The sequence below is a fragment of the Azospirillum baldaniorum genome, from assembly GCF_003119195.2.
Taxonomy (GTDB): Bacteria; Pseudomonadota; Alphaproteobacteria; order Azospirillales; family Azospirillaceae; genus Azospirillum; species Azospirillum baldaniorum.
In genome coordinates, this window is record NZ_CP022254.1 from 1,701,745 (window position 1) to 1,727,912 (window position 26,168).

18 protein-coding genes and 2 pseudogenes are annotated in these 26,168 nt (G+C 67.4%); 13 read left to right on the forward strand and 7 right to left on the reverse strand.

The features are described 5' to 3' along the window. Positions 1-85: 85 nt before the first annotated feature. A complete protein-coding gene (gene hemF / locus Sp245p_RS22035) occupies positions 86-973 on the reverse strand; it encodes an oxygen-dependent coproporphyrinogen oxidase (RefSeq protein WP_014198443.1) in 888 nt (295 codons plus the stop codon). Between the two features lie 20 nt (positions 974-993). After that, positions 994-1,467 carry a tRNA (cytidine(34)-2'-O)-methyltransferase gene (locus tag Sp245p_RS22040; protein ID WP_014198444.1) on the reverse strand — a complete coding sequence of 158 codons (474 nt, stop codon included), beginning with the start codon at positions 1,465-1,467 and terminating at the stop codon, positions 994-996. Between the two features lie 256 nt (positions 1,468-1,723). On the opposite strand from Sp245p_RS22040, the gene petA reads away from it, so the two are divergent. The 4 genes from petA to Sp245p_RS22060 all read left to right on the forward strand — a co-directional run bounded on the left by petA (position 1,724) and on the right by Sp245p_RS22060 (position 5,025). Next, positions 1,724-2,293 carry a ubiquinol-cytochrome c reductase iron-sulfur subunit gene (gene petA / locus Sp245p_RS22045; RefSeq protein WP_014198445.1) on the forward strand — a complete coding sequence of 190 codons (570 nt, stop codon included), beginning with the start codon at positions 1,724-1,726 and terminating at the stop codon, positions 2,291-2,293. Between the two features lie 29 nt (positions 2,294-2,322). Next, positions 2,323-3,591 (forward strand): cytochrome b, encoded by a 1,269-nt coding sequence (locus tag Sp245p_RS22050; RefSeq protein WP_041812444.1) that lies wholly within the window; start codon positions 2,323-2,325, stop codon positions 3,589-3,591. Next, positions 3,591-4,355 (forward strand): cytochrome c1, encoded by a 765-nt coding sequence (locus Sp245p_RS22055; protein WP_035676897.1) that lies wholly within the window; start codon positions 3,591-3,593, stop codon positions 4,353-4,355. The genes Sp245p_RS22050 and Sp245p_RS22055 overlap by 1 nt, the downstream gene beginning before the upstream one ends. A 118-nt stretch (positions 4,356-4,473) precedes the next feature. Then, positions 4,474-5,025: a DUF924 family protein gene (locus tag Sp245p_RS22060; RefSeq protein WP_014198446.1), complete on the forward strand. Its 552-nt coding sequence runs from the start codon at positions 4,474-4,476 to the stop codon at positions 5,023-5,025. On the opposite strand, the gene Sp245p_RS22065 is transcribed toward Sp245p_RS22060, so the two are convergent. After that, positions 5,000-5,470 carry a response regulator gene (locus tag Sp245p_RS22065; protein ID WP_052584400.1) on the reverse strand — a complete coding sequence of 157 codons (471 nt, stop codon included), beginning with the start codon at positions 5,468-5,470 and terminating at the stop codon, positions 5,000-5,002. The genes Sp245p_RS22060 and Sp245p_RS22065 overlap by 26 nt on opposite strands. Positions 5,471-5,737: 267 nt before the next feature. On the opposite strand from Sp245p_RS22065, the gene Sp245p_RS22070 reads away from it, so the two are divergent. After that, positions 5,738-6,142 (forward strand): DUF423 domain-containing protein, encoded by a 405-nt coding sequence (locus Sp245p_RS22070; protein WP_014198448.1) that lies wholly within the window; start codon positions 5,738-5,740, stop codon positions 6,140-6,142. An 18-nt stretch (positions 6,143-6,160) separates the two neighbouring features. Here Sp245p_RS22070 and Sp245p_RS22075 read toward each other — a convergent pair whose 3' ends face one another. Beyond that, positions 6,161-6,520, reverse strand: a complete 360-nt coding sequence (locus tag Sp245p_RS22075; protein ID WP_014198449.1) for an ArsR/SmtB family transcription factor — start codon at positions 6,518-6,520, stop codon at positions 6,161-6,163. 256 nt (positions 6,521-6,776) lie between these two features. Here Sp245p_RS22075 and Sp245p_RS22080 point away from each other — a divergent pair, with 256 nt between their 5' ends. The 8 genes from Sp245p_RS22080 to cas5c all read left to right on the forward strand — a co-directional run bounded on the left by Sp245p_RS22080 (position 6,777) and on the right by cas5c (position 14,482). Beyond that, positions 6,777-7,004: a sulfurtransferase TusA family protein gene (locus tag Sp245p_RS22080; protein WP_014198451.1), complete on the forward strand. Its 228-nt coding sequence runs from the start codon at positions 6,777-6,779 to the stop codon at positions 7,002-7,004. A gap of 168 nt (positions 7,005-7,172) precedes the next feature. After that, positions 7,173-8,102, forward strand: a complete 930-nt coding sequence (locus Sp245p_RS22085; protein WP_014198452.1) for a histone deacetylase family protein — start codon at positions 7,173-7,175, stop codon at positions 8,100-8,102. A 171-nt stretch (positions 8,103-8,273) separates the two neighbouring features. Then, positions 8,274-8,528, forward strand: a complete 255-nt coding sequence (locus tag Sp245p_RS22090; protein ID WP_014198453.1) for an exodeoxyribonuclease VII small subunit — start codon at positions 8,274-8,276, stop codon at positions 8,526-8,528. A gap of 25 nt (positions 8,529-8,553) precedes the next feature. Next, positions 8,554-9,420: a polyprenyl synthetase family protein gene (locus Sp245p_RS22095; RefSeq protein WP_052584429.1), complete on the forward strand. Its 867-nt coding sequence runs from the start codon at positions 8,554-8,556 to the stop codon at positions 9,418-9,420. An 18-nt stretch (positions 9,421-9,438) separates the two neighbouring features. Further along, positions 9,439-11,355, forward strand: coding sequence for a 1-deoxy-D-xylulose-5-phosphate synthase (gene dxs / locus Sp245p_RS22100; RefSeq protein WP_014198455.1), 1,917 nt, complete (start codon positions 9,439-9,441; stop codon positions 11,353-11,355). Between the two features lie 249 nt (positions 11,356-11,604). Beyond that, positions 11,605-12,513, forward strand: a complete 909-nt coding sequence (locus tag Sp245p_RS22105) for a sensor histidine kinase (RefSeq protein ID WP_014198456.1) — start codon at positions 11,605-11,607, stop codon at positions 12,511-12,513. A gap of 89 nt (positions 12,514-12,602) precedes the next feature. Next, positions 12,603-13,355 carry a TlyA family RNA methyltransferase gene (locus Sp245p_RS22110; RefSeq protein WP_014198457.1) on the forward strand — a complete coding sequence of 251 codons (753 nt, stop codon included), beginning with the start codon at positions 12,603-12,605 and terminating at the stop codon, positions 13,353-13,355. 455 nt (positions 13,356-13,810) lie between these two features. Beyond that, entirely contained in the window at positions 13,811-14,482 is a 672-nt protein-coding gene (gene cas5c / locus Sp245p_RS22115) for a type I-C CRISPR-associated protein Cas5c (RefSeq protein ID WP_014198458.1), read from the forward strand. Between the two features lie 130 nt (positions 14,483-14,612). On the opposite strand, the pseudogene Sp245p_RS22120 reads toward cas5c, so the two are convergent. The 3 genes and pseudogenes from Sp245p_RS22120 to Sp245p_RS22130 form a co-directional block, all read right to left on the reverse strand. Then, positions 14,613-15,165: pseudogene (locus Sp245p_RS22120) on the reverse strand (IS701 family transposase); the annotation flags it as partial. A gap of 69 nt (positions 15,166-15,234) precedes the next feature. Then, a pseudogene (locus Sp245p_RS22125) lies at positions 15,235-16,228 on the reverse strand (IS481 family transposase). Positions 16,229-16,917: 689 nt separating this feature from the next. Beyond that, a complete protein-coding gene (locus Sp245p_RS22130) occupies positions 16,918-25,929 on the reverse strand; it encodes a DUF4347 domain-containing protein (RefSeq protein ID WP_014198464.1) in 9,012 nt (3,003 codons plus the stop codon). Positions 25,930-26,168: the final 239 nt, after the last annotated feature.

A 26,168-nucleotide genomic window follows, 5' to 3' on the forward strand; every position in this document is an offset into this window, starting at 1 on the left:
GGGATGTGCTTGTGCCGAACATACCGACACGCACAACCCCCTCACCCTGACCCTCTCCCCGGAGGGGAGAGGGAAATGTCCGTGTTTACGGCCACTTCACCTCGGGCGGCATGCTCATCAATATGGCCTCGGTGTTGCCGCCGGTCTTCAGGCCGAAGGTCGTCCCACGGTCGTAGAGCAGGTTGAACTCGACGTAGCGGCCGCGGCGGATCAGCTGGTGCTCGCGCTGCTCCGCGGTCCAGGGGCGGTTCATGTGGCGGCGGACCAGGGCGGGGAAGACCTCCAGGAAGGCCAAGCCCACGTCGCGGGTGAAGGCGAAGTCGGCCTCCCAGTTCCCGGAATCCAGATTGTCGTAGAAGATGCCGCCGACGCCGCGCGCCTCGCCCCGGTGCGGCAGGAAGAAGTAGCGGTCGCACCATTCCTTGTAACGTGCGTAGCAGGTCGGGTCGTGGCGGTCGCAGGCGTTGCGGAAGGCGGCGTGGAAATCGGCGGTGTCCTGCTCGTCGGGCACCATCGGGGTCAGGTCGGCGCCGCCGCCGAACCAGCCGAGGCTGGTCACGATGTGGCGCGTGTTCATGTGGGTGGCCGGCACCAGCGGCGAGCGCATGTGCGCGACGAGGCTGATCCCCGACGCCCAGAACCGCCCGTCCTCCGCGGCGCCGGGGATGTTGGCGCGGAACTCCGGGCTGAAGGTGCCGTGCACCGTGGAGACGTTGACCCCCACCTTCTCGAACACGCGGCCGCGCATCACCGACATCACGCCGCCGCCGCCCTCGCCGCCGCCATGGTCGGGGCGCTGCCAGGGCTTGCGCTCGAAGCGGCCCGGCGGCAGGTCGGCATGGGTGCCGGTCAGCTCGTCCTCGATCCGTTCGAACTCGGCGCAGATGCGGTCACGCAGTTCGGCGAACCAGGCGCTGGCCTGAGCCTGACGGGCGGTTCTGATGTCCATGGCGTCGGTGGGGGAGGTGGTCATGGGCGGGCGTCCGGCGTCGGTCAGGGCGAAGGAAGGGGCGAGGGTCTGGGCAATGCGGCCGTCTGCCGCAGGGCTTCACCCAACACCATCGCGGCACTCAGCGCAACATTCAGCGACCGGGCGGGCGGCATCAGGGGGATGACCAGCCGGGCGTCGGCCGCCGCGTGGACCTCGTCGGGCACCCCGGCGCTCTCGCGCCCGACCATGATCCGGTCGTCCGGCGCGAAGGCGAACTCGGTGTAGGGAACGGCGCCGCGGGTGGTCAGCAGCACCAGCCGCCCGCCCTGCGGCAGCGCCCGGTAGGCCGCCCAGGAGCTGTGCCGGACCAGGGCCAGCTGGTCGATGTAGTCCATCCCGGCCCGGCGCAGCTTGCGGTCGTCCAGAACGAAGCCGCAGGGCTCGATCAGGTCCAGCGGCACCCCGAGTCCCGCCGCCAGACGCATCAGAGTCCCGGCGTTCTGGGGAATGTCCGGTTCGAAGAGAACGAGGCGCATGAAATTCCCTTTTGGTTCAGCGAAGTCTAATGGTGCACCGCAAAGCGCGACAAGTTGTCCCGATGACAAAACCTTTTCAAGGCGTTGCCGCGACTGTATACCGCACCCCGGATACCCGGGACATACAACCCCGGTCGACGCGGCGCGCACCCACCCACCCAGTGAGCGGACATGCCCGTCAAGTCGTGATAAACACTGGTCCACGTGTCATAGGGCGCTTCGGCGCGCCGCGTATGCCTTGAGGAGATTAACGCTTATGGCTCAGACCACGCATCCGCCCGGGACGGGTGGCCACGCGGCCCCCGGCGGCGAGGGGGCTTCCCGCCGTGATTTTCTCTACCTCGCCACCGGGGCCGTGGGTGCCATTGGTGTCGCGTCGGCCGTCTGGCCGTTCATCGACAGCATGAACCCGGCCGCCGACACCCTCGCGCTGGCTTCGATCGACGTGGATCTGGCCCCGGTCCAGGAAGGCCAGGCGATCACCGTCACCTGGCGCGGCAAGCCGGTCTTCGTCCGCCACCGCACGGCGAAGGAGATCGAGGAGGCGCGCACCGTCAACCTCGGCGAGCTGCGCGACCCGGCCGCCGACGACGCCCGCGTCAAGAAGCCGGAATGGCTGATCGTCGTCGGCATCTGTACGCACTTGGGCTGCGTGCCGCTGGGCCAGAAGCCGACCGATCCGCGCGGCGACTACGACGGCTGGTTCTGCCCCTGCCACGGCTCGCACTACGACACCGCAGGGCGCATCCGCAAGGGTCCCGCCCCGGCCAACCTCGTCGTTCCGCAGTACGCTTTCACGAGCGACACCGCGGTCCGGCTCGGCTAAGCGGCCCTTAAGGTTCTGGAGACCCCAAGATGGCTCAGGCTCACGCCCCCCAGTTCAAGAATCCCGTTGTGAAGTGGATCGACAGCCGCCTGCCGATCTTCACGATGCTGGACCATGAGTACAACCAGTATCCGATGCCCCGGAACGTCAACTATCTGTGGGCGTTCGGTGCCATCGCCGGCATCATGCTGGTCATCATGATCGCCACCGGCCTCGTGCTGGCGATGCAGTATGCGGCCAACACGCACATCGCCTTCGAGTCGGTGGAGCGCATCATGCGCGACGTCAACTACGGCTGGCTGCTGCGCTACGTCCACGCCAACGGCGCGTCGATGTTCTTCATCGCCGTCTACATCCACATGTTCCGCGGTCTCTACTACGGCTCCTACAAGGCGCCGCGCGAGATACTGTGGATCCTCGGCGTGCTGATCCTGCTGGCCATGATGGCGACCGCCTTCATGGGCTACGTGCTGCCGTGGGGCCAGATGAGCTTCTGGGGCGCCACCGTCATCACGAACCTGTTCTCGGCCTTCCCGCTGGTCGGCGACCCGATCGTGACCTGGCTGTGGGGCGGCTTCTCGGTCGACAACCCGACGCTGAACCGCTTCTTCGCGCTGCACTTCCTGCTGCCGTTCGTGCTGCTGGGCCTGGTCGTCCTCCACACCGCCGCCCTGCACGTCTCCGGTTCCAACAACCCGCTGGGCATCGACGCCAAGGGCCCGCAGGACACCGTGCCGTTCAACCCGTACGTCACGATCAAGGACGGCTTCGCGGTCGTCGTGTTCCTGATCTTCTACGCGGCCTTCGTCTTCTTCGCGCCGAACTACCTCGGACACCCGGACAACTACATCCCGGCCAACCCGCTGGTCACCCCGGCGCACATCGTTCCGGAATGGTACTTCCTGCCGTTCTACGCGATCCTGCGCGCGATCCCGGACAAGCTGGGCGGCGTGCTCGCCATGTTCGGCGCCATCGCGGTGCTGGCGGCTCTGCCGTGGCTCGACACCTCCAAGGTGCGCAGCTGCAAGTTCCGTCCGATCTACCGCCAGTTCTTCTGGATCCTCGCCATCGACGCCCTGGTCCTCGGCTACGCCGGCGCGATGCCCGCGGAAGGCGTGTGGCTGCTGGTCGCCCGCATCGGCACGGCCTACTACTTCTTCCACTTCCTGATCCTGCTGCCGCTGCTGGGCAAGCTGGAGCGTCCGTTGCCGCTCCCCGCCAGCATCTGCGAACCGGTTCTGAAGGGCGGTGGCCGCGTTGCCGCCGGCGCCCACGCCAAGCCCATGGAGAAGGCATAATGCGCTCTCTGAAGTCTGCCATCCTCTCCGCGGCCGTCGCCCTGGGTCTGGCCGGCGCCGCGCAGGCGTCGGAAGCGGTGCACATTCCCAAGCAGGAGTGGTCGCACAGCGGCGTGTTCGGCACCATCGACAAGGCCTCGGCGCAGCGCGGCTTCCAGATCTACAAGGAAGTCTGCTCGACCTGCCACTCGGCCAAGCTGGTCCCGATCCGCACGCTCGCCGGCATCGGCTTCAACGAGGACGAGCTGAAGGCGATCGCCGCCGGCTATGAGGTCCAGGCCGGTCCGAACGACGCGGGTGAGATGTTCATGCGTCCGGGCATCCCGGCCGACCGCTTCCCGTCGCCGTTCCCCAACGACAACGCCGCCCGCGCCGCCAACAACGGCGCCCTGCCGCCGGACCTGTCGCTGATGGCGAAGGCCCGCGTCGGCGGCGAGGACTACCTCTACGCCTTCCTGACCGGCTTCGAGGAGAACCCGCCGGAAGGCGTGACCCTGATGCCGGGCATGAACTACAACAAGTACTTCCCGGGCCATCAGGTGGGCATGCCCAACATCCTGATGCCGGACGGCGTGACCTACGCCGACGGCACCCCGGCGACGGTGCAGCAGCAGGCCCACGACATCAGCACCTTCCTGACCTTCATCGCCGAGCCGCACATGGATGCGCGCAAGCAGATGGGCGTGAAGGTGATCCTGTTCCTGATCGTGCTGGCCGGCCTGATGTACGCCACCAAGCGCAAGCTGTGGAGCACCTTGCACTGAGCCGCGTCCCGGCCCGGTGTGGATGATTGAAGACTGGACAGGGCGCCTTCGGGCGCCCTGTTCTTTTGTGGGCGAGGTTCTTGACCGGCGACCCCATTCCCAGGCGAAGGTGGTGCAGATGACTGACAGGCTGATCGACGAGATCGTGGATTTCTGGTTCGACGAAGCGATGAAGCCCTACTGGTTCCGCCAGTCCGACAGTTTCGACCGGACGGTGCGCGACACGCTGCTTCCCCATCACGAGGCGGCGGCGGAGGGCCGGTACGATCATTGGCTGGAGGATGTGGACGGCTGTCTGGCGCTCTGCGTCCTGCTCGATCAGGTGCCGCGCAACGTCTTCCGCGGTTCGCCGCGGGCCTTCGCGACCGACGGCAAGGCGCTGGCGGTGGCCCGCCATGTGGTGGAGCAGGGCTACGACCTGGAATGCACCGAGGACGAGCGGATCTTCCTCTATCTGCCGTTCGAGCATCAGGAGGACATGGACTGCCAGGAACTGTCCTGCACCCTGTTCCGGGAGCGGGTCAGCGATCCGGAGGTCGTGGATTACGCCGAACGCCACCGCAAGGTCATCGCGCGCTTCGGGCGGTTTCCCCACCGCAACGCGGTCCTCGGCCGCGAGACGACGCCGGAGGAGGCGGAATTCCTCAAGGAGCCGGGTTCGTCCTTCTGACGGCATCGCCCTCCGGCATCCCGGGCTCCAGCCAGCGCTTCAGGGCGGCCAGCAGTTCAGGGCGGCGCACCGGCTTGGGCACGTAATCGTTCATGCCGGCGACCACGCAGCGGTCGCGGTCCTCGGCGAAGCCGTGGGCGGTGACCGCGATGATCGGCACCGCGGCCCGCGGCCCGGTCATTGTCCGGATGGCCCGTGTCGCGGCGATCCCATCCACCTCCGGCATGGCGACGTCCATCAGCACGGCGTCGTAGGGCGCTTCCGCCGCAGCGACGGAGGCGACGGCCTCGGCCCCGCCGTCCGCGGTGTCCACGGTGAAGCCGACCTTGCGCATCAGCGCCGCGGTCAGCAGCCGGTTGGTCGGGCTGTCGTCAACCACCAGCAGACGTCCGCCGCGCGCCAGGGCCCAGGCGACCAGCCGGTCTTCCAGGGGCGATGGCGGCACGCTGGGGGAAACCGGCGCCGTGCGCGGCGTCGGTTCGATATGGAGGGTGTCTTGTGGCTGTCGGTGCAGAATGTTGTGATTCACGACGAGCCTTTGGCATTTTGCAAATCAATTTGCGCCGGACCGCCGCAGACTCTCGGTTTCCCGAGGGGATAAGATGGCCGGCCTGCCCAACCAAGCAAAGGGTGGGCCAGTTGGTTACGAGATCGAACTTTTCCCGCCGCCCGCGATGGACGGAACGCGGGTACGCCAGCGTGGAGAGGACGTATGGGACTGGTTGATCGGCTTTGGGTGGCCTTCGCGGCCCTGAATGGTGCGGTTGCGGTGGGGGCCGGCGCTTATGCCAGCCACGGGCTTGCCGGCGACCCGCGGGGGCAGGAGTTGTTCCGGCTGGCCGGGCAATACCAGATGTGGCACGCCCTGGCCCTGATTGCCCTGGTCGCTCTGCTGCGCACCGCCGATGGCCCGGCGCGCTTGGCGCTGCGCTTGTCGGGGTGGCTGTTCGTGGCCGGAATTGTGCTTTTCAGCGGGACGCTTTACGCCACGGCGACCAGCGGCCCGCTCTCCTTCGCCATGACGGCCCCGACCGGGGGCAGCGCCTTCATCCTGGGCTGGCTGGTCCTGGCCCTGACGGTTCTCCTGTTCGGGCGGCGCTTCTTCGGAAAGGCTTGAGCCAGGAGGGAGCCGCGTTCAGGCCGAAGCGCCACTGGGCTCTTCGGCGGAGGCGGGGGACTCATCGTCCTTCTTGCGGCTGACGGGTGCGCAGAACAGTTCATGGAGCGTCGCCATGATGGTCTGCGCCTCGTGCCCGTTCAGCGAGTAATAGATGTTCTGGGCCGCACGGCGCGTCCGCACCAGCTTGTCGCGGCGCAGGCGGGCCAGATGCTGGGACAGGGCCGACTGGCTGAGGTCGACCAGTTCCTCCAACTCGCCGACCGACTTTTCACCCTCGGCCAGGTAGCACAGGATGAGCAGGCGGCGCTCGTTGCTCATGGCTTTGAGCAGCGTGCTGGCCCGCCGTGCGTTGCTCTGCAGATCGGCAATGTTCATGAAACGACCGTTTCCATCGGCGCCAAGCAACAGCGAACCGTTGCGCCCACCCCTTGCGCCGCAGCACCGCCGTTTATCGTTCGTGTTCAATCATATGGAAGAGTGTACCGCGCTGTCTACCCGTGGATGTCCCGTAGTCGAAAGAATGTTCCCCGTTCCGTGAAACCACTGTTCAACGGGTTGAGGCGCGGGCGCCACCGTTCTAGACTCATTGCCTCGAATCGTTGCGGCGGAGCCCGAAGGAGTGCAAGGAACGATGGCCGACCAGACGCTCGACGCCAGGGGGCTGCAATGCCCGTTGCCGGTGCTGCGCGCGCGCAAGGCGCTGAAGACGGTGCCGCCCGGATCGACGCTGACCGTCGAGGCGACCGACCCCAGCGCGCCCAAGGATTTCGCCGCCTTCTGCGAAGCCACCGGCAACCGGCTGGCCTCCAGCGTGGAGGAGGGGGGCGTCTACCGTTTCGTGATCGAACGCTGCGCCTGACGGAGCCGCGAAACGGGATGGCTTGCACGTCCGCCGCGCAAAGGGGGTGGGGGTGGCGGTTGGGGGATGTGACGATAAGCCCCGCAATCATCCTGTACTTTCATTAGCGATCCGGGAAGAATGGGTGCAGGGAAATGCCTCGAACACGAACGAAAAAGACAGAAAAGCATGTTCACCACCCTGTTCACCCACGCCGCCTGCCTGGACCACGACACAGGGCTGGGCCATCCGGAATGCGCCGACCGGCTTCGTGCGGTGCTGGCGGCGCTTGAGACCGAAGAATTCTACATGCTCGAACGGCAGGAGGCGCCGCTCGCCACCCTCGAGCAACTGTCCCGGGCGCACCCGCGGGAGCATGTCGAGCGCATTCTCGCCCTGGTGCCGGAGGAGGAACACGCCGGCATCGACGCCGACACGGTGATGTCCCCCGGTTCCGGCGAGGCCGCGCTGCGCGCCGCCGGGGCGGTGGTCGCGGCGGTGGACGCGGTGGCGTCGGGCTATTCGCGCAACGCCTTCTGCGCCGTGCGCCCGCCGGGGCATCATGCCGAGCATGAAAAGGCCATGGGCTTCTGCCTGTTCAACAACGCCGCGGTCGGCGCCTATCACGCGCGGGCGGTGCACGGGCTGCAGCGGGTGGCGGTGATGGATTTCGACGTCCATCACGGCAACGGCACGCAGGACATCTTCCAGCGCGACCCGGACCTGCTCTATTGCTCCACCCACCAGTCGCCGCTCTATCCCGGCACGGGCGACGCGGGGGAGAAGGGCGACTACGGCAACTGCGTCAACGCGCCGCTCGCCGCCATGTCCGGCTCGCCGGAGTTCCGGCATGCGATGACCCACATCATCCTGCCGGCCATCGACCACTTCAAACCGGACCTGCTGATCATCTCCGCCGGATTCGACGCCCATTCGCGCGACCCGCTGGCCGGACTGCACCTGACCGACGACGATTTCGCCTGGGCCACGCGCAAGCTGGGCGATCTGGCCCGCACCCACTGCGGGGCGCGCATCGTGTCGGTGCTGGAAGGCGGCTACAACCTGCGCGCCCTGGCCTCGGCCACCGCGGCGCATGTGCGCGAACTGATGTACTGCTGAGCCTTCCGGTTCTTTCCGGCCGGTTTTTCAAGGCCGGTTCTTCCGGCTAGGCCCGCGGTGGGAGCGTAATACGCCCGCCGCGGGCCTTGCGCATTTGGGGGCTGAGCCATAATTTCGGGTTTCGGTCCCATCGCGGGCACCCCATCGTATGGATCATTGGCCGGATGGATCATGGCTGACCTCGCAAACATTCCCCCGGACATCGCCGCTCTCAGCTTCGAGGACGCGCTGTCCGAACTGGAACGCATCGTGCGCCAGCTCGAAGACGGGCGCGGCAAGCTCGACGACGCGATCTCCTCCTACGAGCGCGGCACCGCGCTGAAGCGGCATTGCGAGGCGAAGCTGCGGGAGGCCCAGGCCAAGATCGACCGCATCACCGTTGCCGCCGACGGCACCCTCGGCACTGAACCCGCCCGGATCGACTGACGTGCAGACCGACCTCAAGACAGCCATGGCCGACATGGCGGCGGATGTGGAGCGTGCGATCCTGCATCTCCTGCCGACCACCGACCTCCCCGAATCGCGTGTGCTGGAGGCGATGCGTTACGGCTGCCTGAACGGCGGCAAGCGGCTGCGCCCCTTCCTGGTGTGCCAGTCCGCCGCCCTGTTCGGCGTCAATCCGGATTGCGCGCTGCGCGTCGCCGTGGCGGTGGAGTTCGTTCACAGCTACTCGCTGGTCCACGACGACCTGCCGGCGATGGACGACGGCGACCTGCGCCGCGGCCAGCCGACCGTGCACCGCAAGTTCGACGAGGCGACCGCCATCCTGGCCGGCGACGGGCTGCTGACCTACGCCTTCGAGGTGCTGGCCGATCCGGCGACCCACGAGGACCCGAACGTGCGTTGCCAACTCGTGGCGGCGCTGGCCAAGGCGGCCGGGCCGCACGGCATGGTCGGCGGCCAGATGCTCGACCTGATCGCCGAGCATGAGACCTTCGACCTCGGCACGACGACGCGGCTCCAGCGCATGAAGACCGGCGACATGATCGCCTTCTCCTGCGAGGCCGGCGGCATCCTGGGCAAGGCCCCGCCGCCGCAGCGCCTCGCGCTGCGCGCCTACGCCCATGACCTCGGGCTGGCCTTCCAGATCGTCGACGACCTGCTGGACATCGAGGGGACGGAAGCGGAGACCGGCAAGTCGGTCGGTCGCGACGCGGAAGCCGGAAAATCCACCTTCGTGTCCATCCTCGGGCAGGACCGCGCCCGTTCGCAGGCCGCGATGCTGGCCGTCCAGGCCAAGGCGCATCTGGAGATCTTCGACGGACGTGCCGATATCCTCAAAGCGGTCGCCGACTTCGTCGTCGCGCGGCGGACCTGAACGGAGGACGTTCCAAACGTGACCCCCAACGACAAGACGCCGCTTCTCGACCTCGTCCACACCCCCGCCGACCTGCGCGCGCTCAAGCCCGAACAGCTCCGGCAGGTGGCCGACGAACTGCGGACGGAAACCATCAGCGCGGTGTCGGTGACCGGCGGTCATCTGGGCGCCGGGCTGGGGGTCGTCGAACTGACCGTCGCCCTGCATTACGTGTTCCAGACCCCGGACGACCGGCTGATCTGGGACGTCGGGCACCAGTGCTATCCCCACAAGATCCTGACCGGGCGCCGCGACCGCATCCGCACCCTGCGCACGGGCGGCGGGCTGTCGGGCTTCACCAACCGGTCGGAGAGCGCGTACGACCCGTTCGGCGCCGGTCACAGCTCCACCTCCATCTCCGCGGGGCTGGGCATGGCGGTGGCGCGCGACCAGCTGGGCCGCGACAACCATGTGATCGCCGTGATCGGCGACGGCGCGATGAGCGCCGGCATGGCCTACGAGGCGATGAACAACGCCGGGTCGGCGAACAGCAAGCTGATCGTCATCCTGAACGACAACGACATGTCCATCGCCCCGCCGGTCGGCGCGATGAGCGCGTATCTGTCGCGGCTGATCTCGTCGAAGCCCTATCTCAGCCTGCGCCATCTGGCCAAGGACATCGCGGAGCAGCTGCCGCGCCCCCTGCGCACGGCGGCGCGGCGGGCGGAGGAGTACGCCCGCGGCATGGTCACCGGCGGCACGCTGTTCGAGGAGATGGGCTTCTACTACATCGGCCCGATCGACGGGCACAATCTGGACCATCTGCTGCCCGTCCTGCAGAACGTGCGCGATGCCGGCGACGACAAGCCGGTCCTGATCCATGTCGTCACCAAGAAGGGCAAGGGCTACGGCCCCGCCGAGGCCTCGGCCGACAAGCTGCACGCGGTCGCCAAGTTCGACGTCGTCACCGGCGCCCAGTCCAAGCCCAAGTCCAACGCGCCGACCTACACCCGCGTCTTCGCCAACGCCCTGATCGCCGAGGCCGAGCGCGACCCCGGGGTCCTCGCCATCACCGCGGCCATGCCCTCGGGCACCGGGCTCGACCTGTTCGGCCAGCGCTTCCCCGACCGCTGCTTCGACGTCGGCATCGCCGAGCAGCACGCCGTGACCTTCGCCGCCGGGCTGGCGACCGAGGGCTTCAAGCCCTTCTGCGCGATCTACTCGACCTTCCTGCAGCGCGCCTACGACCAGGTCGTGCACGACGTCGTGCTGCAGCGCCTGCCGGTGCGCTTCGCGCTCGACCGCGCCGGTCTGGTCGGGGCGGACGGGGCGACCCACGCCGGGGCCTTCGACGTGGCCTATCTGGGCTGCCTGCCCGACATCGTGCTGATGGCGGCGGCGGACGAGCTGGAGCTGATGCACATGGTGGCGACCAGCGCCGCCATCGACGACCGCGCCTCGGCGCTGCGCTACCCGCGCGGCGAGGGGGTGGGGCTGGAACTGCCGGAGCGCGGCGAGGTGCTGCCCATCGGCAAGGGCCGCATCCTCCAGGAAGGCACCAAGGTGGCGATCCTCAGCTACGGCACGCGCCTGGCCGAGGCGCGCAAGGCGGCGGCGGAGCTGGGCGCGCGCGGGCTGTCGACGACGGTCGCCGACGCGCGCTTCGCCAAGCCGCTGGACGAGGAACTGGTGCGCCGTCTGGCGCTGGAGCACGAGGTGCTGATCACCATCGAGGAGGGTTCGGTCGGCGGCTTCGGCAGCTTCGTGCTGCAGCATCTGGCGATGGCCGGCCTTCTGGATGGCGGGCTGAAGATCCGCCCGATGGTCCTGCCCGACCGCTTCCTCGACCATGACAGCCCGGCCAGGCAGTATGAGGAGGCCGGTCTCGCCGCCCGTCACATCGTCGCCACCGCGCTGCAGGCGCTGGGGATCGAGGCGGCGGCGGTGCGGGCCTGACTCCGGACGGAAAGCGCTGCCGCTCGACCCCGAATGTCGAGCCTGGACGAAGGGGCTAATGCCATTAGCCTAAGGTCGCGCGGGGCGCTTTCTCTGGTGCGGCTGGGACCGCTGTCTTACAATTCGAAAACAATAGATAATTAACGTATCCGGCGGGACTGGGTGTTGTCGAACATGCCTCAGGTGTTTGCAGCGGGTGCAGGGCGCGCATCCGACGAGAACGGCGCTTCGCCTCAGGATGGCCCGGGGATGTTCCGGTCCATCGTTGAGTCGTCTCCGACGCCCACCGCCGTGGTCGACGGAACATCCTTCCGTTGTCTTTACGCCAACGCCGTCATGCGCGCCCTGGGTTTGGAAGCCGGGCACGCCCTGGCCGACCGTTTTCCGGAAGCCTCCGACGAGCGCATGGCCGAGGCGCTGCGCAATGGCGAGGGCGCTCGCCTGCGGATCACCGGGCCGGAGGAGGTGTCCTGGGACCTGACCGTGGCCGCGCTCGACGGCGGCCCGTCGCTTCTGGTCACCCTGCGTCCCGCCGAGGCCGAATCGACCGAGACCGCCCATCACCACGCGCGGGAGGTCAGCCACCGGGTCAAGAACACGCTCCAGCTGGTGTCCAGCCTGTTGACGCTCCAGACCTTGTCGGCCAAGGACCCGGACATGCGCCGCGCCTTCCAGGAGGCGTGCAGCCGCATCGGCACGGTGACCCAGGCGCACCAGCGCGTCCATGCCGCCGCCCGCGGCAGCCTCGTCGATTTCGGGGCCTATCTGAGAGACGCCTGCCGGGAGATGGAAAGCCACTTCGCGGTGGGCGGGCCGGAACGGCGCATCGCCGTGACCGTGGAGCAGGCGATGCTGCCGGTGGATTCGGTGATTCCGCTCGCCCTCATCCTCAACGAACTGGTCGGCAACGCCACCAAATACGCTTATGTGGCGGGCAGTCCGGGGGACATCGAGGTCAGCCTCGTGCCGCGTGACGAGGGTGGTCGTCGCCTGACCGTCGCCGACCATGGGCGTGGCCTGCCGCCGGGCTTCGAGGTTGCGCGCGCCGACTCGCTGGGCATGAAGGTGGCGCGGGCCTTCGCCGGCCAGTTGAAGGGCAAGCTGCGCGCGGAGCCGAACGCTCCCGGCACGCGCTTTGTCCTGGATCTGCCTTTCTGATCCTCCGTCGCCTGTGACGGCTCATCGCCTCTTGCCGAACGCCGCGTCCTGCGCCATGCATCCAGCCTCGTCGACGGGGGAGTTCTGAGATGGCGCGGGTGCGTGCGGATGTGGCGCTGGTGGAGCGCGGATTGGCCGAAAGCCGGGCCAAGGCGCAGGCGCTGATCCTGGCCGGACTGGTCTATTCCGACACCAAGCGCATCGACAAGGCCGGCGACACGATCGCCGAGGACGCTCCGCTGTCGGTGAAGGGGCAGGACCATCCCTGGGTGTCGCGCGGCGGGCTGAAGCTGGTCAAGGGGCTGGACGTCTTCGGTTTCGACCCCACCGGCCTGACCGCCGTGGACGTGGGCGCCTCGACCGGCGGTTTCACCGACGTGCTGCTGACCCGCGGCGCCGCCAGGGTCTATGCGGTGGATGTCGGGCATGGGCAACTGGCCTGGAAGCTGCGCAACGACCCGCGTGTCGTGGTGTTGGAAAAGACCAACGCCCGCCACCTGACCAATGCCGAGATCCCCGATCCGGTGGACATGGTGGTGTGCGACGCCAGCTTTATCGGACTGGAGGTGGTGCTTCCCGCCGCCCTGGCTCTGGTCGTTCCGGGCGGGCGGCTCGTCGCGCTCATCAAGCCGCAGTTCGAGGTCGGCAAGGGCCGTGTCGGCAAGGGCGGGGTGGTGCGCGAACCGGACCTGCACCAGGAGGTCTGCGACCGCATCCGTGGGTGGCTCGATGCCCTGCCGGGTTGGCGCGTGCTGGACATCACCGAAAGCCCGATCACCGGTCCCGAAGGGAACAAGGAGTTTCTGATCGGGGCGGTGAAGGACCTCTGGATGGAACCATAAACTGTTGCGAGAGCACCCATAAACCGCACTCCGCGGAACCATAAAATGGTCCGCCACAACCGCGCGCCAAGAACGCCGGCCAGGATGCTGGGCGGCTGTAAAACAACATCCTATGGACAATTTTCCTTGTGAAATATGATGCGCTTTCTGCGTGTTGTGGCCGCTTGGCCAAGGCTCGCTTTTGGATGGCTTCCATGGTCAGGAAGGGTAGGTCTCGTGAAGGCTGAGAAATAATATTTCTTCCTCCCATCTATAAATAAAAATAAGCGTCTAACGAATATAAATTCGACCAATATCTTCTGATGGACCTAATAGAGAGCCAAGATAATCAGTATTGAATAGGATGAAATCCTATATATCAGTGAATTTTTCTGTATTTCACTTACGAATGCCCGATTTCAGGGGGATGAAATTCGGTTATCCTGCTGGGGAACGCTCATCGCAGGAGGTTCTCCATGCCGCACAGCGTCATATTGCGCGTCTCGGGGGCTCGGGCTTGCTTTTCTCGCGCGGAGTTCAAAACCGAACGCGTCTCCTACGATGTCATTACTCCGTCCGCCGCTCGCGGTATCTTCGACAGTGTGTATTGGCGCCCCGGGCTGCGTTGGATCATCGACCGCATCTATGTCCTCAATCCGATCCGCTTCCAGTCGCTGAGCCGCAACGAGATCGGTGACCGCATCCCGGTTGCCTCGGTGCGCCATGCCATGCGGAACGGTGCTTTTCAGACCCTGCCGCGAATCGCCGCCGACAACCGGCAACGACGCGCCGCCACCATCCTGGTCGAGGTCGATTATCTCATCACCGCCCGCCTCACCCTGACCGATGACGCCCCGGTTGGGGACCGGCTGGACATCCCCCTTGGCATCTTCACCCGCCGCGCCCGGCGCGGCCAATGCTTCCGCTTCCCCTGCCTCGGCACCCGCGAGTTTCCGGCCGACGTCATGCTGTGGGAGGGATCCCCGCCGATGCACCAGTTCCCCGGCGACCAGCGCGACCGCGACCTCGGTCTCATGCTGCTGGACATCGATTACGCCAAGAATCATGCCTCCCGCTTCTTTCATGCCGTCCTGCGCGACGGCGTCATCGACGTTCCGCCTTTCGTTGCGGCGGCGGTGCGGCCATGAGTGTCCTTTCCGCTCTCGTCGCCCATTACGACCGGCTGGAGCGCTGCCATGACGTTGTCCCCTTCGGCTTCACCCGCGAACGCATCACCTACGGCCTCGTCCTGTCCACCGATGGTGAAGCCGTTGCCTGCATCGCCCGCGCCATTGCCGGCTTGGTGGCGAACGCCACGTCGGCCGGGATGTGGCCCTCGCGCCGATGCGCGTCATCCAGCCAGTCCTCGGGCAGATAGAGGCGGCAGTCGATCAGTGCGTGGCCACGCTCGGTAGCGTAGGCCAGGAACACACCGACTTGGCAGTTGTCGATGCGCCCGGCGGTGCCGGAGTATTGCCGGGCCACGCCGACGGAATGCTCGCCCTTCTTGAGAAAGCCGGTTTCATCGACGATGAGCACACCGTCACGGCCGAGCTGCTCGATGATGTAGGCGCCGCATACGTCGCGGACGCGATCCTGGTCCCACAGCACATGGCTGAGCACCCGCGGCGTGCGCCAGAGCCGGGCGTCGCCGATCTGTTCGGCCAACTAACTGCCAGCCGTTCTTGCGCTTGGCGCCGCCGAGCAGCCCTTCCAGGTACTTGCGGGCCTGCCGACGCGGCTCGGCACGCGCGAATTCACTGGAGATCCGGCCGAACAGCTCATCGAGCCGCGCCGGCCAACCCGTCAACACATCCAAGGTTGCGGTCATGGGAGCCTCCAAAAGCGGAGACTCCCTTCAACAGCTCACACCCCCAGCCTCTCAGGCTCAACTGTAGAACTAGGTGTCCGGATGCCATACGTCCTTGGCGGCATACACCGTGAGCTGAGCGGCAACCTTGGCTTTGGTCAGGGAGCAAGGATCGGGAGGTCGATAGGCAGGGTTGGCCAGCTCGGGTTTCGCCTTCAGGCGCTCGCGGACGACCTCGTCGGGTGAGTGGCCTTTGAGGACGCGTTGCCGGCGGGCATTATAGGCAAGCTTGTAGCCGCGCAGCAGGCGCTCCAGGGCGTTGTGCGTGCCGATGCACGTCCCGTCCAATGCGGCCGTTGAAGCGTTCGACCATGCCGTTGGTCTGCGGCGTGTAGGGCTTGGTCGTGCGGTGTTGCACACCCAGGGCGCGGCAGGCCGCCTCGAAGCCGTCGGCGGTGAAGCAACTGCCGCGGTCGGTCAGCACGTGGGTGATGGTGAAGGGAAAGGCGGCCACGGCCTCTCTGAGGAAGGCGGTGGCGCAGGCTTCGGTTTCCTCGTCCTTGACCGCCAGATGGACCATGCGCGAGGCACGGTCGATGGCGACGTAGAGGTAGCGTTTGCGGGCCCCGGAGCCGATCACGTGCAGCTTCGGCAGGTGCTTGATGTCGATGTGCAGGAAGCCGAGGGCGTATTCTTTGAAGTGCTTGGTGCCCTTCTTGGGCGCGTCGGTCGGGCGGTCGGGCAGGCGCCCAAGGCCCTCGGCCTTCAGGATGCGGTAGATGGCGTCGCGGTTGAGGTGGGGCAGGAAGTGGCGCACCGTAAACGTGAGGTCGTCGAGTGGGAACCCGGTGCTCCGGCGCAGCTCACAGACGATGGCGCGCTCTTCCTCGGTGGCCCGCCAGCGCAGGTGCTGGGGCCGCGAGGAGTGATCCTGAATGTCCTCGGAACCACGCTTGCGCCATTTGCGGATGGTTTCGGTGCTGACGCCGTAGCGCTTGGCCAGCACGCCCGAGGGTTCGGTCGAGGCGGCGATGGCCGCGCGTACCGCCGGAGTGGTGCGGGCGTTGGGATGGATGTGGTACATGGCGGCTCCTCCCGGTCGGGGCCGAACAGGCTCAGCGTCGCCGCCACGCGGGATGATGCCCGCCGCGTCCGGCCCGTCAACCCTGGCCCTGGCGGGCCACCGCCGGAGGCGGCTGTGGGGTTGACCGGCCGTCGCGCGGTGGGCGCTTTGGGCTTGTCATGGCGACGACGGGCGGGACTGCGCCAATAGCCGGCCTACTGTGGCGCAGGACCCAAGCGCCTTTCGATCCACCAGCCATATTCCTGAATGGCCCAACAGACCGGGTCCCAACAACGTTCCGCCATCAAACAGCTAGGAGGGCACCGTCAAATCAACGGTGACGGTTTGGAAGGGGGGCTCTGTTCAAAGTTTGCCGGCAGGCGGTGGTGATGCCCGTAACCATCAGCTCGTGATTGCCGGCAAACTTTGCAACAGAGCCGTACAGCCAAACTGCGTGCGCGATCAGTTCAGCTGGGAAGCGGTGGCAGTAGTGGGGATCGGGCTCGCGTCTCATCTCGCTACCATGCCCGGCGCACCTCCGGCTCGCCAGCCCCGCAGTTTATGTGATGATGCCATCCAGAACGCAGGTGGTTCAGACCCTCAGCTCGTCAATCAACCGTGAAGTTGACAGTACCGTCGGCGGAGTGGAAGGGGCGGCTTGGCTCACAGGCGGGCGACCTCCGGGGTGCGGGGGCCGCCCAACCGCCCGATCAGGAAAACCAGCGCGCGACATCCCCGGTCTGGCCCTGGATGGTAACGCTGCTGCCGGGCCGCAGATCAAGCACCGTGCTGCCGCCGACGACCCGCGCCGAGGCGATCACACCAGCGAGGCTTATCGAGGCGTCGGTGAGGGCCAGCCGGTCGGTGCCCGCGGTAAAGTCCATCACCACCGATCCGCCGCTCCCGGTGCCAAGCGCGAAAAGGTCGCTTCCGGCTCCGCCCCACACAGTGTCGGCCCCGTCGATGAGGAAGATCACGTCGTTGCCCTCCCCACCGTCGATAAGGTCCGCACCGGCTCCGCCGAAGAGGGTATCGTTGCCGGCCCCGCCGAGCAGCGTGTCGTTGCCGGCCCCGCCGTCCGCAATGTCGTTGCCGGCATCCAGCGACAGCAGGTCCGCACCGGCTCCGCCGAAGAGGGTATCGTTGCCATCGCCGCCGAAGAGGGTGTCGCTGCCGTCGCCGCCGTCCGCAATGTCGTTGCCGGCCTCCAGCGACAGGATATCGTCGCCCTCCTGACCGAAGGCGGCGTCGTTGCCGTCGCCGCCGAAGACGGTGTCGTTGCCGCCCTCGCCGAACAGCAGGTCGTTGCCGGCTCCGCCGGACAGGATGTCGAGGCCATCACCGCCGATCACCCAGTCGTTGCCGTCCTCGCCGAACAGCATGTCGTCGCCGGTGCCGCCGAACACATAGTCATCGCCGGTGCCGCCGCCGACGGTGTCATTGCCGGCACCGCCGAGCACCGTGTCGTTGTCCTCACCACCATGCACCAAGTCGTCGCCGTCGTCGCCGGACAGCAGGTCGTTGCCGGTGGTGGAGGCGATGGTGTCGTTGCCGCCGCCCCCCGACAGCGTGTCGTCGCCGGGCCCCATCCGCATGAACTGGGCGCTGGAGTCGCCGTAGGCCGCGTTGTTGCCCGCGCCGCCGCCAATCCGCGCCTCGCCCAGGATCACCGCGACGCTGACGTTGTCCAGGTTGACCTCGGTGCTGCCCGCAGCCTGCCGGGTGTCCAGCACGACCGCGGCCACACCGTCGCCCTGATCCGCCGTGCCGCGGATGGTCACCGGGCCGGTGGTCGCACCGCCGGAGCTGGCGGTAACCACGATCTGGCGCACCGTGACCGGCGTCGCAGAGCCGAGAGCGCTGGTGGCCGCCGGCATCCGCGAGGCGAGTTGCTGCAGCGCGGCCTTTTCGGCCTCGTCAGCGCCGGCGGCGAGCGTCAGCAGGCTGTTGCTGAGCGTCTGGCCGGCCACCGCGCTGCTCTGCTGCGCCGCCGGGCCGCTGGCGACCAGCCGGGTACCCGCCGACACGCTGGCCGTCAGCATCGGTTCGCCGTCGTCCTCGGTCTGGTCGGTCAGCACCACCTCGGCGAACCCGCCGGCCTGTTCCGACACCGCCTCGACGTCCACCCGCTCGTGGCCGTCGCTGTCCACACTGCTTTCGTTGGTGACGTTGGTGCCGGAGCCGGTCTCCACCGTGCGGAAGCGCTGGATCACGTCGAGCGGAGCGGAACGGTGCCCATCGGCATCCACCGCCACCAGGATCAGGTCGGTCAACGCGTTGTTCGGCAGCGGCACGTCGATCGTGAAGGCCGTCTCCGCCGCCCCGAGTTGGACCGAGGTCAGCAGCGTGTCCTCCGGATCGAGGACGCCGTCGTTGTCCAGATCGCGCCACACCTCCACCTTCGAGCCGGCGTCGGCGGTGCCGGTGACCCGGGCCGTGGGGTCGCCGGTGGTGCTGTCGTCGCGGGTGGCCGTGGCGAGCGCGATGGACGGCGGATCGTCGTCGGCGTTGCTCAGCGCCACGTCCGCCGGATCGAGCCCGGCGTAGCGGCCGTCGGTGCTGGTGATCGCGCCGAGCACCAGGTCGTAGGCCTGCGCGCCATCGTTCACGCTGTCGTCCAGGCCGGTGACCGTGACCGTCTGCGGGGTGTCCCAGTTGGCCGTGGTGAAGGTCAGGCTGCCGGCCGAGATCCGGGCCTCGCCGGGCCTTGAGACGGACAGCGGAATGGTCACGTCGCCGCGCGGACGGGTCGCCAGGACGATGGCGACGGTGACGGCGCCGCCGGCCTCGCTGGTCACCGACCCGGACGGGGTGGCGATGACGCCCGCCGCGCCCAGCGTGTCGATGGAGAAGGCGGGGGAGGACGCCGTGGCCGCCGGCGCGTTGCCCGCCGCGTCGGTCCAGCCGGTGCCGAGCGTGACGGTGCGGCCCGTCGCCTCCACGTCCAGGTTCGGCGTCAGCGTGGCGGTGAAGACCAGCCCGTTGGAGTCCGCCTGGACCGTCAGGTTGGACAGGGTGGCGTCGCTCACCGACAGGTCGTCGAGCGCGAAGCCGACCGGAGCCTCCGTGAAGGTGATGGTGAGGGTCGCGGCCCCCGTCTCGTCCAGGCTGGTGTCGCTCAGCGTCAGGGTGGCGGACGGGGCGCCGGTGTCCACCGTGATGGTGAAGGGCGACGAGGCCGTGGACACGTTGCCTGCGGCGTCGGTGGCTGTGGCGGTGAAGCTGTGCGTGCCCGCCGGCAGAACCGTGCCGGTGTAGTCGAAGGTCCAGGCGCCGGACCCGTTGGTGTTCGCCGTGCCGATGGAGTTCCCTCCCAGCTTGACGGTCACCAGGGCGTTGGCCTCCGCCGTTCCGCTCAGCACCAGTGTGGTGTCGTTGGTCAGCCGGTCGCTGGACGAGCTTCCGGTGTCGCTGGAGAAGCCGGTGATGGCCGGCGCGGCGGGAGGCGCGTTGTCCACCGTGGCGTTGGTCGTGTCCGCCCGCGTTGTGACGTTGCCCGCATTGTCGGTCACGGTGACCGAGACATTGCGGTTGGCCGCCTCCAGCGCACCGGTGGTGATGGTGTGGGTCGCGGTCCAGACGCCGTTGCTGTGGGTCGCCGCGACTGCGGAGCTGCCGCCGAACTGACTGAAGTCCACCGATACGCCGGCCAGCGTGTCGGTGTTGTTGTCGCCAGTAACCGTGCTGTGCCAAGTCATGGTGACCGTGTCACCGGCCTTGTAGGCGCCGCCCGGGCCCGAACCCCCGGAGATGGAAATCGCCGCGTCCGTCACCGTGGGGGCGACGTTGTCCACACTGGCGTTCATCCCGTCCGCCCGCGTGGTCGTGTTACCGGCGTCATCGGTAACGGAAACCGAAACATTTCGGTCCGTGGCATCGATGGAGCCCACGGTGATCGTGTAGGTCGCCGTCCAGACACCGTTGCTGTTGGTCGCGGCAACCGCGGAGCCACCTCCAAACTGGCTGAAGTCCATCGTCACGCCGGCCAGCGTGTCGGTGTTGTTGTCGCCGGCCAGTGTGTTGTCCCAGATTGCGGTGACCGTGTCGCCGGTCTTGAAAGAACCGCCGGTTCCGGTCGCGCCGGAGATCGAGATGTTCGCGTCGGTGACGGTGGGGGCGACGTTGTCCAGCGTGGTGTTGGTCGTGTCGGCCCGCGTGGTCGTGTTGCCGGCATCGTCGGTGACGGTCACGGAGACGTTGCGGTCCGTCGCGTCGACGGAACCGCCGGTGATGGTGTATGTGGCGGTCCAGACACCGTTGCTGTTGGTCGCCGCGACCGCGCTGCCGCCGCCGAACTGGCTGAAATCCACCGTCACGCTGGCCAGCGTATCAGTGTTGTTGTCGCCGGCGAGCGTGTTGTTCCAGATCGCGGTGACCGTATCGCCGGCCTTGAAGGCGCCGCCGGTTCCGGTCCCGCCGGAGATCGACAGATTCGCGTCGGTGACGGTGGGGGCGACGTTGTCCACCGTGGCGTTGGTCGTGTCGGTCCCCGTGGCCGTGTTGCCGGCGTCGTCGATGACGGTCACCGAGACGTTGCGGCTGGCGGCGTCGATGGAACCGGCCGTGATCGTGTAGGTCGCCGTCCAGACGTCGTCGGTCTGGCTCGCCACGACCGCGCTGCCGCCGCCGAAGGCGGAGAAGTCGAACGTCACGCTGGTCAGGGAATCGGTGTTGTTGTCACCCCCCACCATCCTGTTGTCCCAGGTCGCGGTGACGGTGTCGCCGATCTTGTAGACCCCGCCGGTTCCGGTCGCGCCGGAGATTGCGATGAAGCTGTCCCTCGCCCACGGTTCCCGGTCGTCCACGACGGCGTTGCTGCTGTCGATGCCGGTCTTCGTGTTGCCGGCGTCGTCGGTGGCGGTGACGGACACATTGCGGCCCGTGGCGTCGATGGAACCGCTGACGATCGTGTGGGTGGCGGTCCAGACGCCATTGCTGTTGGTCGCCGCGACCGCACTGCCGCCGCCGAACTGGCTGAAGTCCACCGTCACGCCCGCCAGCGTGTCGGTGTTGCCGTCGGCGGTGCCGTTCCACACCACGGTGACGGTGTCGCCGATCTTGAACGCCCCAGCGATCCCGGTCGCGCCGGAGATCGAAATGTTCGCGTCGGTGACGGTGGGCGCGATGTTGTCCACCGTGGCGTTGTTGGAGTCCGCCGTCGTCGTCACGTTGCCGGCATCGTCGGTGACGGTCACCGAGACGTTGCGGTTGGTGGCGTCGATGGACCCGCCGGTGATGGTGTGGGTCGCGGTCCAGACGCCGCCGTTGTTGACGCCGGCCACTGCGCTGCCGCCGCCGAAAGCGGAGAAATCGAACGTCACGCTGGACAGCGTGTCGGTGTTGTTGTCGCCGTTGAGGAGCGTGTCGTCCCAGGTCGCGGTGACGGTGTTGCCGATCTTGAAGGCGCCGCCGGTTCCCGTCGCGCCGGAGACCGAAATGTGGCCGTCGGTCACCGTGGGGGCCTGATTGTCCACCATGGCGTTGGTCGTGTCGGCCGTCGTCGTCGTGCCGGCCCCCGCCAGCGAGGCGGAGACCGAGACGTTGCGGCTCGTGTCGTCGATGGAACCGGCGGTGATGGTGTAGGTCGCGGTCCAGACGCCGTTGCTGTTGGTCGCCGCGACCGCCGAACCGCCGCCGAACTGGCTGAAGTCCATCGTCACGCCGGACACGGTGTCGGTGTTGTTGTCGCCGTCGACCGTGTTGTCCCAGGTCGCCGTGACGGTGTCGCCGATCTTGTAGGCGCCCCCGGTGCCGCTGCCGCCGGAGATCGCGATGTTGCCGTCCGTCACCGTGGGCACGGCGACCTCCAGCGTGGCGTTGGCGGTGTCCGCCACCGTCGTCACGTTGCCGGCGTCGTCGTTGGCGGTGACCGACACGTTGAGATTCGCGGTGCCGCCGGGCGCGGCGGTGATGGTGTAAGTGGCGGTCCAGACGCCGTTGCTGTTGGTCGCCGCGACCGCCGCGCCGCCGCCGAACTGGCTGAAGTCCACCGTCACGCCGGCCAGCGTGTCGGTGTTGTCGTCGCCGCTCAACGTGTTGTCCCAGGTGGCCGTGACGGTGTCGCCGATCTTGAAGGCGCCGCCGGTGCCGCTGCCGCCGGAGATCGACAGATTCGCGTCGGTCACCGTGGGCGCTCGGTTGTCCACCGTGGCGTTGGCGGTGTCGGCCCGCGTGGTGGCGTTGCCGGCGTTGTCGGTGACGGTCACCGAGACGTTGCGGTTGGTGGCGTCCATGGAACCGGCGGTGATGGTGTAGGTCGCGGTCCAGACGCCGTTGCTGTTGATCGCCGCAACCGCCGAGCCGCCGCCGAACTGGCTGAAGTCCATCGTCACGCCGGACACGGTGTCGGTGTTGTTGTCGCCGTCGACCGTGTTGTCCCAGGTCGCCGTGACGGTGTCGCCGATCTTGTAGGCGCCCCCGGTGCCGGTGCCGCCGGAGATGGCGATGTTGGCGTCCGTTACCGTGGGCGCCGCATTGTCCAGCTTGTGGTTGGCGGTGTCGGTCAGCGTCTTGCTGTTGCCGGCGTTGTCGGTGACCGTGATCGAGACGTTGCGGCCGGTGGTGTCGAGGCCGCCGGCGGCGATGGTGTAGGTCGCCTGCCACACGCCGCCGGTGTTGGTCATGGCAACAGCGGAACCGCCGCCATACTGGCTGAAATCCGCCGTCACGCCGGCGATCGTGTCGGTGTTGTCGCTCCCGTCGCCGCTTGCGCTGTTGTCCCAGACCGCCTTCACCGTGCTGCCGATGCGCAGCGTGTTGTTCGTGCCAACCAGCGACGCTTGGCCCGCCATGTTGCCCAGCGTCAGCGTGGGCGCCACATTGTCCACCGTGGCGTTGGTGCCGTCGGCCCGCGTGGTGCTTCCCGAGGCCGTGGTCGCGGTGACCGAGACGTTGCGGTTGGTGGTGTCGATGGACCCGGCCGTGATGGTGTAGGTCGCGGTCCAGACGCCGTTGCTGTTGGTCGCCGCGACCGCCGAACCGCCGCCGAACTGGCTGAAGTCCATCGTCACGCCGGTGAGGGCGTCGGTGTTGTTGTCGCCGGTGGCGGTGTTGTTCCAGGTCGCGGTGACGGTGTCGCCGATCTTGTAGGCACCGCCCGTCCCGCTGCCGCCGGAAATGGAGATGTTCGCATCGGTGACGGTCGGGCCGGTCGGGGCGGCGCTCATCGTGATGTCGGCGAAGGCGCCGTTGTCGGTGATCGTGAAGGTCGTCAGGCTGGGAGCGTCGGTGAAGGTGATGACGACGTCGGACCCTCCGCCAAAGGTGCCGTTCTTGTCCCAATCCACCGTCAGCGTCTTGGTGCCGCTGTCGTACTGCAGATGGCTCGCGCCGAGCATCTGGGCAGCCCCACCGGTCAACCGGATGATGTCGCCGCTCTCCAGCGTCGTGATGACGTCGCCGTTGGGATCGACGAAGACGTCGTTGCCGGCACCGCCGGTCAACGTGTCGTTGCCGGCGCCACCGGTCAGGGTGTCGTTGCCGATGCCGCCCTCCAGGGAATCGTCGCCGTCCCCGCCGTTCAGGGAATCGTTGTTTCCGCCGCCGATGAGGGTGTCGTTGCCGTCTCCGCCGTTCAGCGTGTCCCGACCGTCCCCGCCGTTGATGGAGTCGTTGCCGTCCCCGCCTTCGATCGAATCGCTCTGGGCCGTCCCGGTCAGCACGTTGTTTCCGCCGCTGCCGAAGATCTTGAGGCCGCCAGCCAGCGTCACGGCGGACGCGTCGACATTCACCGAAGCGTTGCTGGCCGCGCCGTTGACGTCGCCGGTTATCGCGATGGTGAAGTTGTTGCTGCCGTTCTTCAGATTGCTGTTGAGGGTGAGGGTGTCACCGTCGGTCGCGCTGTAGAACCGTATGGTGTCGGAGCTGGTACCGCCGTCGATGGTTTCGTTGGCCGTGTGGTGGGAACCGGCGGCAATGCCGAAAACGTCGTTGAAGCTCCCCCCGAAGAGGGAGTCGGTTCCGGCTCCGCCGATGATGGTGTCGTTGCCGGTGCCGCCGATGATGGTGTCGTCCCCATCGCCGCCATCCAGGACGTTGTCCCCGTTGCCGCCGTTGATCGAGTCGTTGTAGGCCGATCCGGTCAGGACGTTTTTTCCGGCGTTGCCGATGATCGTGACGCCGCCCGTCAGCGTCACGGCGGACGCGTCGACCCCCACTGCCGAGTTGCTGGTCGTGCCGTCGGCTCTGCGCGAGACGTCGATGGTGATGGTGCCGTCGCTGTCGGTCAGGTTGCTGTTGAGGACCAGAACGGCGCCGGACGACGAGGAGACGAAGCGGATGACATCGTTTCCGGCGCCGCCGTTGATGGTTTCGTTGGTGGGATGATCGGCAACAGCGGAAATGAGGAACACGTCATCGCCATCGCCGCCGATCAAGGTGTCGATGCCGGCGCCGCCGCTCAATGTGTCGTCGCCATCGCCGCCGACCAGGCTGTCGTTGCCGGCGCCGCCGTCCAGGGTGTCGTTGCCGGTGCCGCCGACGATCGAGTCATCGCCGTTGCCGCCGCTCAGGCTGTCGTTGCCGGCGCCGCCGAACAGGGTATCGTTGCCGTTGGCGGCGCTGATCGTGTCGTTCTGGGCCGTTCCGGTAAGCGTGTTGGCTTCGCCGTTGCCGGATATGGTGACGCCGCCCGACAGCGTCACGGCGGACGCGTCGATGTTCACCGCCGCGTTGTTGATCCCGCCGGTCGCGGTGCCCGATATCACGATGCTGATGGTGCCGTCGCTGTCCGTCACGTTCCCGTTGAGGACCAGGGTGTCCCCGGCCGTCGTGCTGAAGAAGCGGATGGTGTCGTCGCCGGCCCCGCCGTCGATGATGTCGTCGGCGGTGTAGTCGGAAAGGCTGCCGATGCTGACGGTGTCATTGCCGTCACCGCCGACCAGCGAATCGTTGCCGGCGCCGCCGATAAGAATGTCGTTGCCGGCGCCACCGACGAGGGTGTCGTTGCCGGTGCCGCCGTCCAGGTAATCGTTGCCGTCGCCGCCCTCCAGGCTGTCGTTGCCGGCGTCGCCGTAGAGGCTGTCGTCGCCGTCGCCACCGTCCAGGGTGTCGTTGCCGTCGTTGCCCCTCAGGGTGTCGTTGCCGGCAAGGCCGGCGATGCTGTCGTTGCCGACGGTGCCGGTCAGCGAATCGTTGCCGGCGGTTGCGGCGAGGGGAGCCAGCGCATGGGCGTAGCCCTGGAACACCAGGGACGACGTTTCCAGGCTTCCGATCCCGGTCTCCAGAACCCAGTTTCCGCCGGCGGCGAAGCTGCCCGTCCGGTCGATGGAGGCCGCGACGTCGGCTCCGGTCGCCGTGGCCAGGGCGGCGACGAACGCCGCGCCGTTTCCGCCCGCCACGTCGCAGCCGTACAGCAGCAGGTCGCCTCCGTCCGCCAGCGCGCCGCCCAGGGCGGCCAGTTCGGCGGAGCGGGCCGCCACGGCAGCGATGTCAAGAACGAGCGTTCCCAGCCGGAGTTGCCCCTCGGCGCCATGGCTCAACACATGGATGGCGTCGTAGCCCTCCTTGCCCGCCGCCCAAGCCGCCATCTGCGCCAGCCCGTCCGCCGCGCCGTCCAGGAGCACGACGTCGATTCCGGCCGCCACGCCCGCCACGAGAGTCTGCCAGTCGGCAAGGCCGGTATCGATGAACACAACCTCCTTGCGCCCGCCATCAGCGACGGGATCGGCCGTCCGCGGAATCGACCCGGCGACGGCGGCGGCGATGAGGGTGGTCGTATCCATGTTTGCGCCCCTGCTTGTTTCCATCGCTTAGGGCAACCGGCCTATCGCATTCGCTCTAAGATTGTTTCGCAATAGAAAGATTGCCTATTAATTTCTATCTATCAGAATGCATATTGCGTGTTCAATCGACGGAGCGTTATGTCGCAAATTGCAATATATTGCCACGATGCAACAAAAATGGCTCTGTTGCAAAGTTGGCCGGCAGGCGGCGGAATGGCTGGACGTTGGAGGGAGGCCCC

Coding starts and splice junctions, on each gene's coding strand:
- Sp245p_RS22055 (WP_035676897.1), top strand. CDS start 3,591: ATGCGCTCTCTGAAGTCTGCCATCCTCTCCGCGGCCGTCGCCCTGGGT.
- Sp245p_RS22085 (WP_014198452.1), top strand. CDS start 7,173: ATGTTCACCACCCTGTTCACCCACGCCGCCTGCCTGGACCACGACACA.
- Sp245p_RS22130 (WP_014198464.1), bottom strand. CDS start 25,929: ATGGATACGACCACCCTCATCGCCGCCGCCGTCGCCGGGTCGATTCCG.
- Sp245p_RS22060 (WP_014198446.1), top strand. CDS start 4,474: ATGACTGACAGGCTGATCGACGAGATCGTGGATTTCTGGTTCGACGAA.
- Sp245p_RS22075 (WP_014198449.1), bottom strand. CDS start 6,520: ATGAACATTGCCGATCTGCAGAGCAACGCACGGCGGGCCAGCACGCTG.
- Sp245p_RS22040 (WP_014198444.1), bottom strand. CDS start 1,467: ATGCGCCTCGTTCTCTTCGAACCGGACATTCCCCAGAACGCCGGGACT.
- Sp245p_RS22110 (WP_014198457.1), top strand. CDS start 12,603: ATGGCGCGGGTGCGTGCGGATGTGGCGCTGGTGGAGCGCGGATTGGCC.
- Sp245p_RS22095 (WP_052584429.1), top strand. CDS start 8,554: ATGGCCGACATGGCGGCGGATGTGGAGCGTGCGATCCTGCATCTCCTG.
- hemF (WP_014198443.1), bottom strand. CDS start 973: ATGACCACCTCCCCCACCGACGCCATGGACATCAGAACCGCCCGTCAG.
- petA (WP_014198445.1), top strand. CDS start 1,724: ATGGCTCAGACCACGCATCCGCCCGGGACGGGTGGCCACGCGGCCCCC.
- Sp245p_RS22090 (WP_014198453.1), top strand. CDS start 8,274: ATGGCTGACCTCGCAAACATTCCCCCGGACATCGCCGCTCTCAGCTTC.
- Sp245p_RS22105 (WP_014198456.1), top strand. CDS start 11,605: ATGTTCCGGTCCATCGTTGAGTCGTCTCCGACGCCCACCGCCGTGGTC.
- cas5c (WP_014198458.1), top strand. CDS start 13,811: ATGCCGCACAGCGTCATATTGCGCGTCTCGGGGGCTCGGGCTTGCTTT.
- Sp245p_RS22080 (WP_014198451.1), top strand. CDS start 6,777: ATGGCCGACCAGACGCTCGACGCCAGGGGGCTGCAATGCCCGTTGCCG.
- Sp245p_RS22050 (WP_041812444.1), top strand. CDS start 2,323: ATGGCTCAGGCTCACGCCCCCCAGTTCAAGAATCCCGTTGTGAAGTGG.
- Sp245p_RS22070 (WP_014198448.1), top strand. CDS start 5,738: ATGGGACTGGTTGATCGGCTTTGGGTGGCCTTCGCGGCCCTGAATGGT.